Genomic DNA, 14507 nt, shown 5'->3' with positions numbered 1-14507 from the left:
GCAAGGTGCGTGGCCGCTATTGGGCGAGATTCCGCGAGCCAAACGGCAAAGTTGCTTTACCCGCTCTCTTCTGGGAGGCCGACGGCGTCAGGTTTCAAGAAGCTTGAAGAATCCACCCGCAACCAGCCGGGAGCCCTCGAAGATCATGTCCTCATCGTCCTGTGGCTGAACGCGCGGGTCCGCCAGGACACGCGGCAACAGCTCGTCGCGGCTGCTTTTGCTCGGCCACTCCGTCCAGGACAGAATGACGGTTTCTCCCTCTTTGGCGGCCGCGGCTGCGTTGAAATCGCGAAGCTGGGCGTCCTCGACCTGGCTTCGGGCGCCCTCCGCGTGGAATTGCGTGCCGTCCGCCGTCCGTGCATCAAGGATACAGTCGATCACGCTGGCGGCGCCATATTCGCGATATACCTTGGCTATCCGCTCGGAAAAGGACCTGTATGCGTTCAGCTTATCCGTAGGGACAGGAATGAGATAACAATCAAAATAGGACATCGCCTTCCTTCTCCTTTCCTGTGTTGTCCTAAGGCCGAGCGCCTTTTTCCGGGTTCGCCAGGCCCCGCAGGATCTGCTCGATCACCACAACAACGTCCTCTGAAGCCATGCCTTCGGCGACATCCATAGCGGCACGCTCGAACATGGCCGAGAGCTGCGACGCGAGCGCGTCGATCGGCAAGCGGCGCAAGGCGCCCTCCGTCATTGCCTCCTGAAGACCCACCTTCAGACTTGCGTCGCCATGCCGAGCCTCGATCTCACGCATCACATTGCGTCCGAGCACGGCGGGTCCCTCGATCAGCAACAGCCGCACCCGGCCGTCTTCTCGCATCGCGAGAACATAGGCTTCGGCACCGGCAAGGAGCCGCTTCAACGCCGACATGTCCGGCGCATCCGACGCATTGATAGCGTCCGATACAGCTTTGGATTCAGCCTCGACGACAGCCCTGAATATTGCCTGCTTGTCGGGGAAGTGGTGATAGAGCGCGCCCCGGGTCACCCCGGCCTCCGCCACGATGGCAGGCGTGCTGGTGGCTGCATAGCCTGCCGCCACGAACAGCCGCCGTGCCGTCGCCGTCAGCCGCGCGCGCATCTCGGCGCTCCGCTTGGGGTTGCTGCGCCGCTGAGACTCCGTTTGCATACAGCCTGCCTGTTTGTTATTTTGACATACATGCAGACTGTATGTTTATCAGAAAGGGAAGGGAAGCATGAAAATCACCAGCTACTACCCTGTCCTCATGGTCGACGACGTTTCAACGACCGCAGCCTTCTATATCGAGCATTTCTCGTTTCGACCGATGTTCGAAGCCGACTGGTATGTTCATCTGCAATCCGTCAACGACGAGGCCGTGAACCTGGCGATCCTCCAGGGCGATCATGCGACAATTCCGGAAGCGGCCCGGGGACGCGCGTCGGGCGTTCTGTTGAACTTCGAGGTTGACGACGTCGATGGGATATACGCCCAGGTAATCGCTGCCGGGCTCCCGATCCTGCTCACTCTTCGCGATGAAGACTTCGGCCAGCGGCATTTCATCATGCAAGATCCCAACGGTGTGCTGATCGATATCATCAAACCGATTCCGCCGCAGGGAGCATTTACTGCGCAGTACAGCACTGACGCCTTGCCGCAGTGATCTCCGCACCGGCTGTCAGACTGAACTGGCGTCACCTGCATCCGAACCAATCTTGAATCGCGAAAAAGAGATAGCCGATCAGCTAACTGTATTGACCGAAAAACGCTCTGCAATATAGATATCCATATGGCTAACTTTGATTCGATCTTCCACGGCCTTGCCGATCCCACCCGGCGTGCGGTGATTGCCCGTCTGGCGGCGGGCCCGGCGCCGGTCTCAGAGCTGGCCGCGCCGCACGACATGGCGCTGCCGAGTTTCCTCAAGCACCTGAAGGTGCTTGAGGCCGGCGGCTGGATCGAATCCGACAAAGCCGGCCGCATCCGCACCTGTCGGCTCAAACCTGAAACGGCGAAAGCCGCCGAAGGCTGGCTCGGCCAACAGCGATCCCTTTGGGAGGCGCGGCTCGACCGCCTCGATGCAGTTCTCACCAACCTCGACGATGAAGGGAAAATTGATGACGCGTGATTCCAATCTCGATCTTGTGCTGGAGCGGACGGTCAGCGCCACTCCCGCCCAGCTTTGGCGCGCCTGGACAGAGCCCGAGTTGCTCAAGCAATGGTTCGCTCCTCAGCCCTGGACGGTGGCGCGCGCCGTCATAGACGCCCGCCCTGGAGGAATATTCTCAGTCGTCATGGCTTCGCCCGAGGGAGCGGAGATGGACGAAACCCCCGGATGCATCCTGCTGGCCGAGCCGGAGCGGCGTCTTGTCTGGACCGATGCACTGGGCCCCGGATTCCGGCCAAATGCGGAGACATTCATGACCGCCGACTTCACGATGCAGGCTGTGCAGGGCGGCACGCTCTACCGCGCCTTGGTGCTGCATAAGAATGATGCGGACCGCGTCAAGCACGAGGAGATGGGTTTCCTTGAGGGCTGGGGAACATGCCTGAACCAATTGGAGGCACTGGCGAGAGGGCTCTGAGATGCTCGACCGGACCGGGGATAAAGGCATGCCGCGGGTGCTGAACGAACCGGCCGCGCTTGCGGCCATGATCGCCGCGCGGGCAGAGGGAATGACCAGGCCCTTTGTTGTTGCCCTGGACGGGCGGAGCGGCGCAGGCAAGTCCACGCTGGCGCGGACGCTGGCGGACAGGCTCGACGCCGCCATCATCGAGGGGGACGATTTCTATGTGGGCGGCATCGCGCTTCGCGACGATAGCCCTCGGGCTCGCGCATCCGCCTGCATCGACTGGACGCGGCAACGTCACGTGCTGGAAGTCCTGCGTACCGGTCGTGAGGCCGTCTGGCAGGCGTTTGACTGGGAAACCTTCGATGGCCGGCTTTGCGATCAGCCGACCAGGCTCGTGCCAAAGCCGGTCGTGATCGTCGAAGGCGTTTATGCCGGCCGACCGGAACTGGCTGATCGGGTCGACCTGCGGGTCGTGCTGGTCGTGGCGGACGAGGCACGAACGGTCCGCCTCCTGGCGCGCGAGGGCGTTATTGGCCGTTGGGAACGGCAATGGCACGAAGCGGAAGATTTCTACTTCCAGACAATCATGCCGCCAGCCGCCTTCGATATCATCGTAGAATTTTCCGGAGCCTAGCAATGCCTGCCATTACGCCGCAGCAATTCATCACTGGCGATCGCGAACCCGATGACGTTTGCGGGCCGGGGCGCACACTCTGGATCAGCTCCTGAAACCGGGGTCACAGTTTGTCACCGGGACCGCCCCCGACGGCGCGACTTACTAACGCGGGACGGCTTCATCCAGGGCTAAAATGGCCAGATCATGGGCGATGCGGTCCATCAGGTGATCATGGCGCATGGCTCGTGACGACCTCGGCCGATTATCCTCATCCGCCGGCCCCGTTGTCTGACCGAACATGCTCCGGCACGCCGCGCAGGATGAACAGATCCGAGAGCACGTCGATGACGTCGATCGCCTTCAGCCTGCGATCGATGCGGATCGCCAGGCATTCATGGGTGAACTCGTCGAGGATGTTGACCATGCGATAATTTCTCCCATCATGGGTGCGGTCCGCGACAAGGTCGTAGGACCAGACATGGTTGGGCCGCTCGGCGCGAAGACGGATGCAGGATCCGTCTCCCAGCCAGAGCCGACCTCGTTTGGGTTGTCGGGCCGGAACCTTCAGCCCCTCGCGTCGCCAGATCCGCTCGACCCGCTTGTCGTTGACCACCCAGCCTGCCGTCGAGCGCAGCAGCGCGGCGATCTCGCGATAGCCGTAGCGGCCATAGCGGCGGACCAGTTCGACGATGTCGGCGATAAGTTGCTCCTCATCGTCGCGTCCGTGCGGGATCCGGCGCTGGGTCGAGCGGTGCTGCCCGAGCACACGGCAGACCCGCCGTTCCGAAACCTTGAGGGCGAGCCGAACATGCTCGATGCAGACAGGGCGACGCTCGGGGCTTACCAGTTTCCCGAAGCCGCCTCCTTCGGGATCAACTTGTCGAGCGTCAGATCCGCGACGGCACGGCGAAGGCGGGCGTTCTCGGCCTCGAGATCCTTCATCCGCTTCACCTGATCCGTTTTCAGGCCGCCGAACTCTCGGCGCCGCCGGTAATAGCTAACCTCCGTCACGCCGATCGAGCGGATCGCATCGGCAACGGATTGCCCCTGCGAGACCAACACATCGACCTGGCGTAGCTTCACGACAATCTCTTCGGGCTTGTGGCGCTTCTTCGGCATTGCGGTCCTCCTGTCTGCCAAAAAAGACATACTCAGGGTGGACCAATTCAACGGGGGTGGATCAATACCGGCCAGCTCGCGGAGGAGGCCCAGGACCATTCCTTCAAAGGCGTGCTCGCCGTCAAGTTTTGAAGGCAATTCACACATTGTCTCACGTCTGCAAGGCAATGGAACGCACCGCCAGTCCGTCACAGCGCCAGCACGGCGTTGCCACGACACCGCCTAAAACGAAAAAGGCCTAGCACCGAGCGATTGGGCCGGGCAGAACGGGAGCGATGATGCGCAGCGACGGCGTGCCTGCCGCGTGGCTGAGCTGGGCTGCGTCTTCTCCGGATCAGCCCCACCTATTGGACACGAGCCAGGCAAGCGCCACCACGGCTATCATACCGGCTGCGATCAAGAAGGGGTTTTCCATGTCGTCCATCTAGCGCAGGGTTCCTGCCGCAGTGTTAATTCTGGACCACCGGGTTCATGAAGTTGACGTGCCTATCCGAATAACCGGTAGCCAGGGCAACGTGATCTGAGCCCTTAAACCGACTCCGGCCCTCGCAAAGCCATGCTCTGCGGATCTTGAAGGCTCGGGCGGCGCTCCCTAACTCGACCGCGATGCACGGGTGTTCCGCCCGCTCGCATCTCCATGACACCGCCAACGGAGGAGGTCCTGTCCCGCATGGCCGCTGTTGTTTGGTTCGTCGCGGCCTTATGCCGGGCGAACGGGATTCGAGGATGCGGATCGGCCGCACCTCGATCAGGAAGCTGCGGCTCCAGTTAGGAGGTCCGGAACGACGGCCACGCCCATGCGGGTGGCCGGAGGACCTCTCCGGTAGGTGCTCATTGTCAACGCTTTGCTCGAATGAGGAGGTTTTGTCGATGAAGATTGCCCAGATCGCTCCGCTCGCGGAGTCCTGCCCGCCACGCCTCTACGGAGGCACCGAACGCATTGTGTCCTATCTGACCGATGAACTCGTCCGTCAGGGACATGAGGTCACGCTCTTTGCGAGCGCCGACTCGAAGACAAGGGCCGAGCTCGTCCCGTGCTGCGACATGGCCCTGCGCCTGAATCCGGCCGTCCGTGACCCTCTACCGTACCACATGCTCATGCTCGAACAGGTCCGCCGCCGCGCCGAGGAGTTCGATGTCCTGCATTTCCACATCGACTTCCTGCACTACCCGCTCGCCGCCGCCTTCGTCGACCGGATGGTCACGACGCTGCACGGACGGCTCGACCTGCCGGATCTGCCGCCGTTCTACTCGCTCTTACCGCATTATCCGCTGGTCTCGATCTCCGACGACCAGCGCCGACCCTTGCCTATGGCGAACTGGGCCGGCACGGTGCACCATGGGCTGCCGAAGGACATTCTACCTTTCAGCCCAGATCCGAAGGACGGCTACCTCGCCTTCCTGGGTCGGATCTCGCCCGAGAAGCGACCGGACCGCGCCATTGAGATAGCCGCGCGCGCCGGCATGAAGCTGAAGATCGCCGCCAAGGTCGACAAGGCCGACCAAGCCTATTGGGACGGAACGATCGGGCCGATGGTGGCTTCGCATCCCAATGTCGAGTTCGTCGGGGAAATCAGCGAGCATGACAAGGCCGAATTCCTCGGCAATGCCTGCGCCCTGTTGTTCCCGATCGACTGGCCGGAGCCGTTCGGCCTCGTCATGATCGAAGCGATAGCCTGTGGCACACCGGTCATCGCCTTCCGCAACGGATCGGTGCCCGAGGTGATCGAGGACGGCGTCACCGGTTTCATCGTGCGCGACCTCGACGAAGCCGTCGCCGCAGCCCGGCGCATTCACCGGCTCGACCGCGCCAAGGTGCGCGCAACCTTCGAGGAGCGCTTCACCGCCGAGCGGATGGCGCAGGACTACCTCGCCATCTATCGCGACCTGCCGGGCCTGCGCCGCGCCGCCACAAGGCGTCCGGCTGAGATCGTCAGCGACATTGATCTGCGGGCGGTCGCCTGACGAATGGGAGGAAGCTGATGCACGGCAGCACCAGCGCGGAAGCGGTCGCCCATGCGCCGGCCCCAGCCGGCCCCGGTGCACCGCTGGCGCAGTTCTTCATCCCGGCCGCCGCCTCGCTTCAGGAGCGGCGGCCGCGCACCCTCAAGCACGGCGATACCTTCGCCGTGTTCGACCACAATGGTGATGCGCTCGCTGGGCCGGGTAGCCCTGAGGGCGTCTATCATCGCGACACCCGTTATCTCTCGCACCTCTACCTGACTATTGACGGGCGGCGGCCAATGCTGCTGTCCTCGACGCTACGCGACGATAACGCGACGGCGACATGCGACCTCACCAACCCGGACCTATTCGATGCCAAGGGCCGCCTGGTCCTGGAACATGACCTTTTGCATCTGCGTCGGTCCCGCTTCCTGTGGAACGGCGCCTGCCATGAGCGTATCGCCATCCGCAATTTCGACAACCGGCTGCGGCGGGTGCGGATCGACATCGCCTTCGCCGCCGACTTCTCCGATCTATTCGAGGTACGCGGCACCGTGCGGGTACGCCGGGGTGCGCTGCAAGAACCGAAGATGGCATCGGATCGCGTCACGCTCGCCTATCTGGGGCTCGACGGACGCCGAAGGGAGACGACGCTGCGCTTCGATCCGATGCCGCAAGAACTCGCGGCGGATCGCGCGACGTTCGTCGTTGATCTTGCTCCGCGCGAAGCCAGTACGCTCGTGCTGGAGATCGCCTGCGACAAGGTTGACGATGAACCGGCGCGTCCCGCGTTCCTTCGCGCGTTGAGGGATGCGCGCCGGGCGCTGCGTTCCTCAGCCTCACGGGCCGTGGCGGTCGTCACCTCGAACGACATTTTCAACGAGGCGGTGCGCCGCTCGGTCTCCGACCTCTACATGCTCGTCACCGACACGCCCGAGGGCCCTTATCCTTATGCCGGCATCCCGTGGTTCAGCACGGTGTTCGGGCGCGACGCGCTGATCACCGCGCTGGAGACGCTGTGGCTGGATCCCGCCATCGCCCGCGGCGTGCTCCAGCATCTCGCCGTCAACCAAGCGAGGGAGTTCGACCCCGAGGCCGATGCCGAGCCCGGCAAGATCCTGCACGAGGTGCGTCATGGCGAGATGGCGGAATTGAGGGAGGTGCCGTTCCGACGCTACTACGGCAGCGTCGATTCCACCCCGCTCTTCGTCATGCTGGCGGGCGCCCATTTTGAGCGGACCGGCGATTTCGCGACGGCGCGCCGGCTCTGGCCTCATGTGCAGGCGGCGCTCGGCTGGATCGAAAAGCATGGCGATCGCGATGGCGACGGCTTCGTCGAATACGGACGGCGGACCGAAGAGGGGCTGATCAATCAAGGCTGGAAGGACAGTTACGATTCCGTCTTCCATGATGACGGTGCTCTGGCAAAGGGGCCGATCGCACTTGCCGAGGTGCAAGCCTATGTCTACGGCGCCTGGCGCGCCGCTGCCGAGATTGCCTGCGGACTCGGCCATGTGGCGGAGGCGACGCACTTCGAGCGCCGGGCGGAGCGCCTCCGGCAGAGTTTCGACGCGGCCTTCTTCGATGAAGCGCTCGGTACCTATGTGCTCGCGCTGGACGGGGAGAAGCGGCCTTGCCGGGTGCGGACGTCGAATGCCGGCCACGCACTGCTCACCGGCATCGCGCTGCCAGAGCGTGCTGCCGCGCTCACACGCACGCTGATGGGGCCGGGTCTGTTTTGCGGCTGGGGCGTGCGCACGCTGTCGAGCACGGAAGCGCGCTACAATCCGATGAGCTATCACAACGGCTCGGTCTGGCCGCACGACAATGCCCTGATCGCCGCAGGCCTCGCCCGCTACGGCTTCAAGCGCGAGGCGGCGCGAATCTTCGAAGGGCTCTTCGCCGCTTCAACCTATATCGATCTACGCCGCCTGCCGGAACTGTTCTGCGGTTTTCCCCGCCAGCATACGCGCGGGCCGACCTTCTATCCGGTGGCCTGCATGCCGCAGGCCTGGGCAGCAGTAGCGCCGCTCTTCATGCTGCAAAGCTGCCTCGGTCTTGGCTTTGACCCGGGGCGGCGGCACGTCACCTTCGATGAGCCGACGCTGCCGGAGTTCCTCGACGAGGTCACGCTGCGCAACCTCGTGCTTGACGGCGGCGGCGCCGACGTGACGCTGCGCCGCTCCGGGGCCAAGGTTGTCGTCGACGTGCTTGAGCGGCGCGGGGCCCTGCGGGTCCTGACGACGAGCTGAGCGTACCGGCGGCGACCGGGCGCCGCCGGGTTTCAATCCTCGGGGTCGAGTTCCAGTGTTTCGAACAGGCCGACCAGCTCGGCGACCCGACCGGAGGGCAAGGGGCGGCCATCATTGATCAGCGGCTCGTCCGCATTAAACCAGGCCCAGGCCTGGGCGAGTTCTTCACGCGTCGCGCCAATCTGACCGATGTCCGCGACCAGTGTCGCGTCGACCGGGCCGAGAATCGCGACGATGTCTTCGGCCGTCATGCCGGTCCTCCTCGCTTGATCCTGTTGAGGAGATAGGGCGGGAGGCGCGGCAGGTGAACCCTCCCGCCGACAAATGATATCACCGCTCAGCGATCGATGGCGCCATCCGGACCGGACACGGGCATCGCGGCGACTTCGGCGATCTGCGTTTTCTTGTCGATATCCATGGGTTCTCGTCGACTTACCTAACGATCAGCAGCAGGCGGCCGCCGTTGCGGACCAGTTCTATGGCCAATGTCGCACGGGTCCCGGCCATACGGCGAGACAGGTCCTGGATTGAAGAGACCGGGGCCCGTTTGACCGCCACGATCGCGTCGCCTGGCCGCAAACCGGCGTGCGCGGCAGGGCTGCCGGGAAGGATGCTCTCGACTAAGATACTGGCGGCCCCAAGCCGGCGAGCCTCTTCGCTCGAAGCTTCCCGCAGGCGGGCGCCGTCGAACGCGGTTCCCGAATGATTGCCCGACTCCGTTGCCTCCTGCGCGATCGTCACGCTGATCAGCGTCTCCCCCTCGCTGGCTTTGACCGTCAGGTCAATCCGGGTCCCGACGGGGGTGAGGCCGATCCTGTTCCTGAGATCCGTCGCGCCGTGCACGGGACGTCCGCCGACCGCAGTGACGACGTCGCCGGCCCGCAACCCGGCCTTCTCGGCCGCCGAGCCGGACTCGACATTGGCGATGACGGCGCCGCGCTGATCGCCGAGATCGAGCGCCTGTGCCAGATCGGGCGTGAGATCCTGTATGCCAGCGCCGAGCCTGCCGCGACGCACCTCGCCATGCGCGATCGGCTGCCGCATGACCGAAACCGCCATGTTGCTCGGCACGGCGAAGCCGATCCCGATATTGCCGCCGGCCGGCCTCAGGATCGCGGTGTTGATGCCAGCGAGCTTGCCGTCGAGCGTGACGAGCGCACCGCCCGAATTGCCAGGATTGATCGAAGCGTCGGTCTGGATGAAGTCCTCGTAGCCTTCGTTGTTGATGCCGCTGCGACCGAGAGCGCTTATGATGCCGGAGGTCACCGTCTGCCCGAGGCCAAAGGGATTGCCGATCGCGACAACGTAGTCGCCGACCTGGAGGCTATCCGAATCGCCGGCCTCGAGCGCGACGAGGTTGCTCGCCCCGACCTTGAGCAGGGCGATGTCGGTCGCCTGATCCGAGCCGACGAGCTCGGCACGCATCCGCCGCCCATCCTTCAGCGTGACCGTGATCTCCCGCGCATTGGCGACGACGTGATGGTTGGTTAGCACATGGCCCCTGGCTGCATCGACGATGACGCCGGAGCCGGCGCTCATGCGCTGTCGCGGAGGCAGTGCCTCCGGAAGATCGAAGAAGCGTCGGAAATAGGGGTCGCTGTAGAGCTGATTCGATGCGGCCGGCGTTTCCGCGACGACCGCGATATTGACCACCGCTGGTGTCACCCGCGCAAGTACCGGCGCAACCGTGGGACGTTCAATTGCCTTTCCGGAAACCGGTTGTCCCCCAGTCGACGATGGCAGGCCTCCTGCAAGAACCAGAGCGGCACAGAAAGCGATGAGGTCGGGTGAAGCCCTCCGACGATCTTGAACACGAGCAATCTCCCGTTGATCAGACGATCGGCATCATCCCTTTCCGTCTGACGTCAGACGGTGGGTTAAAGAAATGGCCCGGCACGAGGCCGGGCCGGTTCGAGCAGGGTCGGTCGTTGTCGTGCCACAGGCTCGCCGCCGCCAGGATCGCGATGACCAAGCCGGCGACGACATCGGCCATGACAGCGCTAGAGACCGCGCTAAAGCCTACCGCCCAGGGGCGATGACTGTCCACAGGCCAAGCGCGAGGTTGGCCCACTCCTCGACCTGATGAAAGGCGAATAGCGCCAGGGCGGCGAAGGCCACGACGGCGGCGCCGACGATCCAGGCGTTGCGGGCCGCATAAGCTTCGGCTGCGTAGCCGAGATACCAGGGCGACAGGAACAGACCGAAACCGGCGACGATGGCGACAACATCGAGCGTCGTCCGGTTGAAAGACAGCGATTTCAGCATCATTCATCCTCCTTGTTGGTTGGTTGCGTCATCAATGAACCGTCCCCGCGAGCTGGGGACGGGTGCCTCGACGCCCTCGTCGGGAGCGCCGGGGCAATGCTCTTGCTGCCGGGTGGGAGCGGGAAGCAGATCAGCTCGGCCCGGCCCGCCCAGGAACTGAGCGAGTTCGACCGGGGTGAACGCGCCCTCGGCGATCTCGCGCAGCGCCAGCTCGTCCGCGCCGACGGCCATTGCCTGCGACCGCGGCAAGGCCCCCCTGCGGAGCGCCCGGCTGCGCGCGGCTGCCGTCAGCGCCACGGCAAAGCGGTTCGGCAGAACCTTCTCACAATCGAAGACGACGAGCGGGTCCATCGCCGCACCTCATGCCTCATGCCGCCTGCCGCGCCGGGGCCGATGGACGCTCGTCAACCCCCGCTCCAGCGCGAGCAAGGCCTGCTCTACCTCATCGAGGCGCGAGGGCCGGTGGTTCTCCGGCATGCCTTCGTTCGTCGCCTGGTCGATCAGATACTCAGTGAACGCCCAGTTGATCAGAACCGAGCGCTTGGCATCGAGCGACAGCATCGGGTCGCGGACCACGTCGATCGGCGATTTCCAGTTCTGCGGACCGGGCGGGTCGTTGCGGTTTGCCGCTCCGTCGATGGCGCGTCCATAGCTGTCCTGAAGGTTCTTCAGCCCGAGTTTCTGTAGCGTCGCGTCGGAGAAGGTATGGGCCGCCCCCCGCCTCCGCCGCCGGTCCCGCGCCGATCCATTCGTCGATTGAACGACATAGGCAAGCCCCTGCCGTTCGGCGTAGCGGACGGCCGACTCCCGCGTCGGAAAATCGAGCTCGACCTGGGACAGCGTATCCTCGCCGCCTGTCCAGCCCATCAACGGTTCGAAGAAGGGCGCGCGGCGCGGCACGAAGCGCAGACGCCAGCCCTTCGTCGGCGATTTGCCCGAGGTCATCACGGACCGTGATGGCTTGTAGATCCAGGCGACGGCGTCATCGGGAAAGGTTGAGCGCCCCATCGCAAGCGGCTTGTGCCGGTTGTCGTTCGACGGCCAGCCCGGCGGGACATGCAGTTTCGTCGTTTCCTTAATCTGTCCAGTTGTCTCCATCTCATCCCTCCCTTGTCTGGCGAAGGATGCTGCCGGCGGCGGCGATCGGGCCCGCCGCCGGCGCCTGCCATGCATCAATTCCTGATCGCGATGCGCTTGACCTGAGACTGCGCCTTCTCGCTTTTGGGCAAGGTCACGGTCAGCACGCCGTTCCTGAAGCGCGCATCGACCTTGTCTTCCTTGACCTCGGTGCCAAGCGGGATGCGGCGCTCGAAGCGGCCATAGAAGCGCTCGGAGAACTGCCTGTCCTTGTCCTCCGTCTCGGAGCGCTTCTCGCCCTTTAGGGTCAGCACGCCGTCGTCGAGCAGGACCTCGATGTCCTTTTCCTCGAGCCCCGGTACCTCGGCCGTCACCTTGATCTCCTTCTCGCCGTCGGAGATCTCGACGCTCGGCCAGCCCCCGCCGAAAGCAGAGGCGCCGCCCAAGGACGGCAGGCCCGAACCGAAGCCGCGGAAGACGTCCTCGAACAGCCGGTTCATCTCGCGGTGCAGCGACAGAACCGGGTCGCGATCGCCGTCGCGGAAGACACTTGGAACCTGGTTGCCGTTGCCACGGCTCCAGGGGATCAGATCACGGACACTCATTGAATCACGCCTTTCCGTTCGTGTGATGGGCAATATTGTCCCGTCGGCGCCGGGCTCGTCCCCGGCACCGCATTCGGGTTGCGTCGTTTGAAGTGGCCTCAGGCCGCCTGCTTCGCGGGCTCCATCGCCTTCGTTTCGATCTTGGGCAGCGCCTTTCCGGTCGCGATCTCGATCCGGCGCGGCTTCATCTCCTCGGGAAGCTCGCGCTTGAGGTCGATGGTCAGCAGGCCGTTCAGAAGGCTGGCGTCGACGACCTTCACATGGTCGGCGAGCTCGAAACGGCGCTGGAACGCCTGGCCTGGAATGCCGCGATGCAGATACCGGTCATCATTCTCACCCACCTTCTGGCCCGACACCATGAGCATGTTCTGCTCCTGGGTGACGGTCAGCTCGTCCTGCGAGAAGCCGGCCACCGCCATCGTGATGCGATAATCGTCCTCGCCCATTTTGGCGATGTCGTAAGGCGGCCAGTTGTTGATCGGCTCAACGCGGCTCGCGGCGTCGAGAGCGTTCAGCATTCGGTCGAAGCCGATGCTCGACCGGAACAGGGGAGTAAAGTCGAAAGTGGTTCCCATAGCCACATCCTCCTTTGAGCAACATGGATACAAGAGTTGGTCTATAACCGGCCCCAACTGGCAGCCGGTAAGGAGCGATTTAGGAAAGAGCATCACCGTGTCAAGAGCTTGAGATCTTGAGCCCATCGATCGATCGCAAGGCCATCGCCGCGATCACAGAGCGCAGCAGGAGAGGCGCTAAAGCAACCCGTAAAAGTGCGACCACTTATTGCGGTGATGGTCGTTCAGGAGACGGAGTTTCGATAGCCAATGTATCTTGAAGGCCGCCATCCGATGACCAGATTGACAGACGCACGACGCTTCGTGCTCGCCAGAAGGAGATAGACAGGAGGCCCCGATGAGCCAAACCATGCTTTCGACCGCGCCGGTCCGCGCCGGCAATAAGGACGACGTCATTGACCGGCTCTTCCACCCAGCTTGCCACTACGGGCATCCCCGGGACGTGCTCGCTGATGCTACGCTCTCGCTCGCGGAGAAGCGCGCCGTCCTTTCGTCCTGGGCGTCGGACGCCTGCGCGATCGCCTCTTGCCCGTCACTGCGCCATCCGCCATTCGCCGCTCGGGCCGTCAGCTTCGATGAGGTGATGGATGCGCTGGTCGAGCTCGATCGCGCTCCAGAGGATAGCTCCTGCCAAAAGGCTGCCGTACATAGTGGAGAGCACGAGTTCGGAAACAGGGCGATTTAGCGGTAGAATGGAGCTGCTGGGCTTCGTCAAGGCCGCTTTGGAGTCGGCTCATCAGCTTGCCGGCTGCTGAAGAGCCGCGCTCCGAAGGTCGCCCCGATGCGAGCCTGCATCCAGCTTGTTCACCCATATCGCCCGGTGGTCTCATTGGCGAGCGCGCCGGTCGCGATCTTCGTGGTTCGTCGAGCAGGGAGCACCAGCCACAGTTGCCGTGTCTGGTTCCGCCGCGCGCACCGCACAACGGCCTGCGCACCCCGACAAGCAGCTTCCGCTAGAGTCTCGGACGCTTAATCGGACGCGTATCCGGCGTGTCTGAAGAGATTTCGGCACTCTGCCGGGGTGATGAGATCGCAGATGTGCCGACGGTACGCCAGAGGGCGTCGAAGGTCGTGGCTGCGGCGGCTCTCAGATGGGCTTTGAGCTTGGCGAAGGCCATTTCGATCGGGTTGAGGTCGGGGCTGTAGGGGCGGCAGGAAGAGGAACCAGGCGCCCCTGCCGGCGAGGCACTGCGCGGCGCGGCGCGGTTGCCCTTGTAGATGGCGGGATTGTCGAGAATGACGACGTCGCCCCTGGCGAGGGTCGGGGCGAGCTGGGTCTCGATGTAGAGGTCGAAGGCGACGCGATCCATCGCCTTGTCGACGATCCAGGGCGCGGTCAGGCCATGGCAGCGCAGGCCTGCGATGAAGCTCTGCGTCCGCCGGTGCCCGGAGGGAGCCGATTCGCGCAGCCTCTCGCCGCGCAAGCTGCGGCCACGCAGCCTGACCATCCTGGTGGCGATCGCGGTCTCGTCGAGGAAGACGAGCCGGTGCGCCTCGAGCCGCACCTGCGGCTGGCGGC

18 protein-coding genes and 1 pseudogene are annotated in these 14507 nt (G+C 64.1%); 7 read left to right on the top strand and 12 right to left on the bottom strand.

Features of this window, described 5'->3' with window-relative positions; translation table 11 throughout:
- Positions 1-87 precede the first annotated feature (87 nt).
- Both AB6806_RS20955 and AB6806_RS20950 read right to left on the bottom strand, forming a co-directional pair.
- Positions 88-492 carry a DUF1428 domain-containing protein gene (locus AB6806_RS20955; protein ID WP_370955469.1) on the bottom strand — a complete coding sequence of 135 codons (405 nt, stop codon included), beginning with the start codon at positions 490-492 and terminating at the stop codon, positions 88-90.
- A gap of 28 nt (positions 493-520) precedes the next feature.
- Entirely contained in the window at positions 521-1084 is a 564-nt protein-coding gene (locus AB6806_RS20950) for a TetR/AcrR family transcriptional regulator (protein WP_370955468.1), read from the bottom strand.
- Positions 1085-1199: 115 nt separating this feature from the next.
- On the opposite strand from AB6806_RS20950, the gene AB6806_RS20945 reads away from it, so the two are divergent.
- From AB6806_RS20945 to AB6806_RS20930, 4 genes are all read left to right on the top strand, one after another.
- Positions 1200-1625, top strand: a complete 426-nt coding sequence (locus AB6806_RS20945; protein ID WP_370955467.1) for a VOC family protein — start codon at positions 1200-1202, stop codon at positions 1623-1625.
- Positions 1626-1751: 126 nt separating this feature from the next.
- On the top strand, positions 1752-2090 hold the full coding sequence (locus tag AB6806_RS20940) for an ArsR/SmtB family transcription factor (RefSeq protein WP_370955466.1): 339 nt from the start codon (positions 1752-1754) through the stop codon (positions 2088-2090).
- Positions 2080-2547: an SRPBCC family protein gene (locus AB6806_RS20935; protein WP_370955465.1), complete on the top strand. Its 468-nt coding sequence runs from the start codon at positions 2080-2082 to the stop codon at positions 2545-2547. The genes AB6806_RS20940 and AB6806_RS20935 overlap by 11 nt, the downstream gene beginning before the upstream one ends.
- A gap of 1 nt (position 2548) precedes the next feature.
- A complete protein-coding gene (locus tag AB6806_RS20930) occupies positions 2549-3169 on the top strand; it encodes a uridine kinase family protein (RefSeq protein WP_370955464.1) in 621 nt (206 codons plus the stop codon).
- A gap of 262 nt (positions 3170-3431) precedes the next feature.
- Here the strand turns inward: AB6806_RS20930 and AB6806_RS20925 are convergent.
- A pseudogene (locus tag AB6806_RS20925) lies at positions 3432-4270 on the bottom strand (IS3 family transposase); the annotation flags it as partial.
- A gap of 870 nt (positions 4271-5140) precedes the next feature.
- On the opposite strand from AB6806_RS20925, the gene AB6806_RS20920 reads away from it, so the two are divergent.
- Together AB6806_RS20920 and AB6806_RS20915 are read left to right on the top strand one after the other, a co-directional pair.
- The gene (locus AB6806_RS20920) at positions 5141-6235 is read left to right on the top strand and encodes a glycosyltransferase family 4 protein (RefSeq protein ID WP_370955531.1); all 1095 of its coding nucleotides are present in this window, start codon (positions 5141-5143) and stop codon (positions 6233-6235) included.
- A gap of 17 nt (positions 6236-6252) precedes the next feature.
- Positions 6253-8466 carry an amylo-alpha-1,6-glucosidase gene (locus AB6806_RS20915; RefSeq protein ID WP_370955463.1) on the top strand — a complete coding sequence of 738 codons (2214 nt, stop codon included), beginning with the start codon at positions 6253-6255 and terminating at the stop codon, positions 8464-8466.
- Between the two features lie 32 nt (positions 8467-8498).
- Here AB6806_RS20915 and AB6806_RS20910 read toward each other — a convergent pair whose 3' ends face one another.
- From AB6806_RS20910 to AB6806_RS20875, 8 genes are all read right to left on the bottom strand, one after another.
- Entirely contained in the window at positions 8499-8717 is a 219-nt protein-coding gene (locus AB6806_RS20910) for a hypothetical protein (protein WP_370955462.1), read from the bottom strand.
- 181 nt (positions 8718-8898) lie between these two features.
- A complete protein-coding gene (locus AB6806_RS20905; RefSeq protein ID WP_370955530.1) occupies positions 8899-10287 on the bottom strand; it encodes a Do family serine endopeptidase in 1389 nt (462 codons plus the stop codon).
- Positions 10288-10297: 10 nt separating this feature from the next.
- A complete protein-coding gene (locus AB6806_RS20900; protein WP_370955461.1) occupies positions 10298-10459 on the bottom strand; it encodes a hypothetical protein in 162 nt (53 codons plus the stop codon).
- A 26-nt stretch (positions 10460-10485) separates the two neighbouring features.
- On the bottom strand, positions 10486-10734 hold the full coding sequence (locus AB6806_RS20895) for an SPW repeat domain-containing protein (protein WP_370955460.1): 249 nt from the start codon (positions 10732-10734) through the stop codon (positions 10486-10488).
- Positions 10735-11082, bottom strand: coding sequence for a DNA-directed RNA polymerase subunit omega (locus AB6806_RS20890; RefSeq protein ID WP_370955459.1), 348 nt, complete (start codon positions 11080-11082; stop codon positions 10735-10737).
- 9 nt (positions 11083-11091) lie between these two features.
- Entirely contained in the window at positions 11092-11829 is a 738-nt protein-coding gene (locus AB6806_RS20885) for an NADH dehydrogenase ubiquinone Fe-S protein 4 (RefSeq protein WP_370955458.1), read from the bottom strand.
- A 74-nt stretch (positions 11830-11903) separates the two neighbouring features.
- Entirely contained in the window at positions 11904-12413 is a 510-nt protein-coding gene (locus AB6806_RS20880; protein WP_370955457.1) for an Hsp20/alpha crystallin family protein, read from the bottom strand.
- 98 nt (positions 12414-12511) lie between these two features.
- The gene (locus AB6806_RS20875; protein WP_370955529.1) at positions 12512-12988 is read right to left on the bottom strand and encodes an Hsp20 family protein; all 477 of its coding nucleotides are present in this window, start codon (positions 12986-12988) and stop codon (positions 12512-12514) included.
- Between the two features lie 337 nt (positions 12989-13325).
- Between AB6806_RS20875 and AB6806_RS20870 the strand changes: the two genes are divergently transcribed.
- Positions 13326-13673 (top strand): hypothetical protein, encoded by a 348-nt coding sequence (locus tag AB6806_RS20870; protein WP_370955456.1) that lies wholly within the window; start codon positions 13326-13328, stop codon positions 13671-13673.
- 268 nt (positions 13674-13941) lie between these two features.
- Here the strand turns inward: AB6806_RS20870 and AB6806_RS20865 are convergent, their stop codons facing one another.
- A complete protein-coding gene (locus tag AB6806_RS20865) occupies positions 13942-14493 on the bottom strand; it encodes a transposase (RefSeq protein ID WP_370955455.1) in 552 nt (183 codons plus the stop codon).
- Positions 14494-14507 lie beyond the last annotated feature (14 nt).

This window comes from Allobosea sp. RCC_152_1, assembly GCF_041360765.1.
Classification (GTDB): domain Bacteria; phylum Pseudomonadota; class Alphaproteobacteria; order Rhizobiales; family Beijerinckiaceae; genus Allobosea; species Allobosea spartocytisi.
Note: the sequence above shows the minus strand (reverse complement) of the source record. Positions and strands in the feature narration are given on the sequence as shown.

Excerpts from the sequence above, each read along its gene's own strand:
- AB6806_RS20935 (WP_370955465.1), top strand. The coding sequence starts at position 2,080 with ATGACGCGTGATTCCAATCTCGATCTTGTGCTGGAGCGGACGGTCAGC.
- AB6806_RS20900 (WP_370955461.1), bottom strand. The coding sequence starts at position 10,459 with ATGGCCGATGTCGTCGCCGGCTTGGTCATCGCGATCCTGGCGGCGGCG.
- AB6806_RS20920 (WP_370955531.1), top strand. The coding sequence starts at position 5,141 with ATGAAGATTGCCCAGATCGCTCCGCTCGCGGAGTCCTGCCCGCCACGC.
- AB6806_RS20880 (WP_370955457.1), bottom strand. The coding sequence starts at position 12,413 with ATGAGTGTCCGTGATCTGATCCCCTGGAGCCGTGGCAACGGCAACCAG.
- AB6806_RS20940 (WP_370955466.1), top strand. The coding sequence starts at position 1,752 with ATGGCTAACTTTGATTCGATCTTCCACGGCCTTGCCGATCCCACCCGG.
- AB6806_RS20895 (WP_370955460.1), bottom strand. The coding sequence starts at position 10,734 with ATGATGCTGAAATCGCTGTCTTTCAACCGGACGACGCTCGATGTTGTC.
- AB6806_RS20910 (WP_370955462.1), bottom strand. The coding sequence starts at position 8,717 with ATGACGGCCGAAGACATCGTCGCGATTCTCGGCCCGGTCGACGCGACA.
- AB6806_RS20950 (WP_370955468.1), bottom strand. The coding sequence starts at position 1,084 with ATGCGCGCGCGGCTGACGGCGACGGCACGGCGGCTGTTCGTGGCGGCA.
- AB6806_RS20915 (WP_370955463.1), top strand. The coding sequence starts at position 6,253 with ATGCACGGCAGCACCAGCGCGGAAGCGGTCGCCCATGCGCCGGCCCCA.
- AB6806_RS20945 (WP_370955467.1), top strand. The coding sequence starts at position 1,200 with ATGAAAATCACCAGCTACTACCCTGTCCTCATGGTCGACGACGTTTCA.
- AB6806_RS20930 (WP_370955464.1), top strand. The coding sequence starts at position 2,549 with ATGCTCGACCGGACCGGGGATAAAGGCATGCCGCGGGTGCTGAACGAA.
- AB6806_RS20955 (WP_370955469.1), bottom strand. The coding sequence starts at position 492 with ATGTCCTATTTTGATTGTTATCTCATTCCTGTCCCTACGGATAAGCTG.
- AB6806_RS20890 (WP_370955459.1), bottom strand. The coding sequence starts at position 11,082 with ATGGACCCGCTCGTCGTCTTCGATTGTGAGAAGGTTCTGCCGAACCGC.
- AB6806_RS20875 (WP_370955529.1), bottom strand. The coding sequence starts at position 12,988 with ATGGGAACCACTTTCGACTTTACTCCCCTGTTCCGGTCGAGCATCGGC.
- AB6806_RS20870 (WP_370955456.1), top strand. The coding sequence starts at position 13,326 with ATGAGCCAAACCATGCTTTCGACCGCGCCGGTCCGCGCCGGCAATAAG.
- AB6806_RS20885 (WP_370955458.1), bottom strand. The coding sequence starts at position 11,829 with ATGGAGACAACTGGACAGATTAAGGAAACGACGAAACTGCATGTCCCG.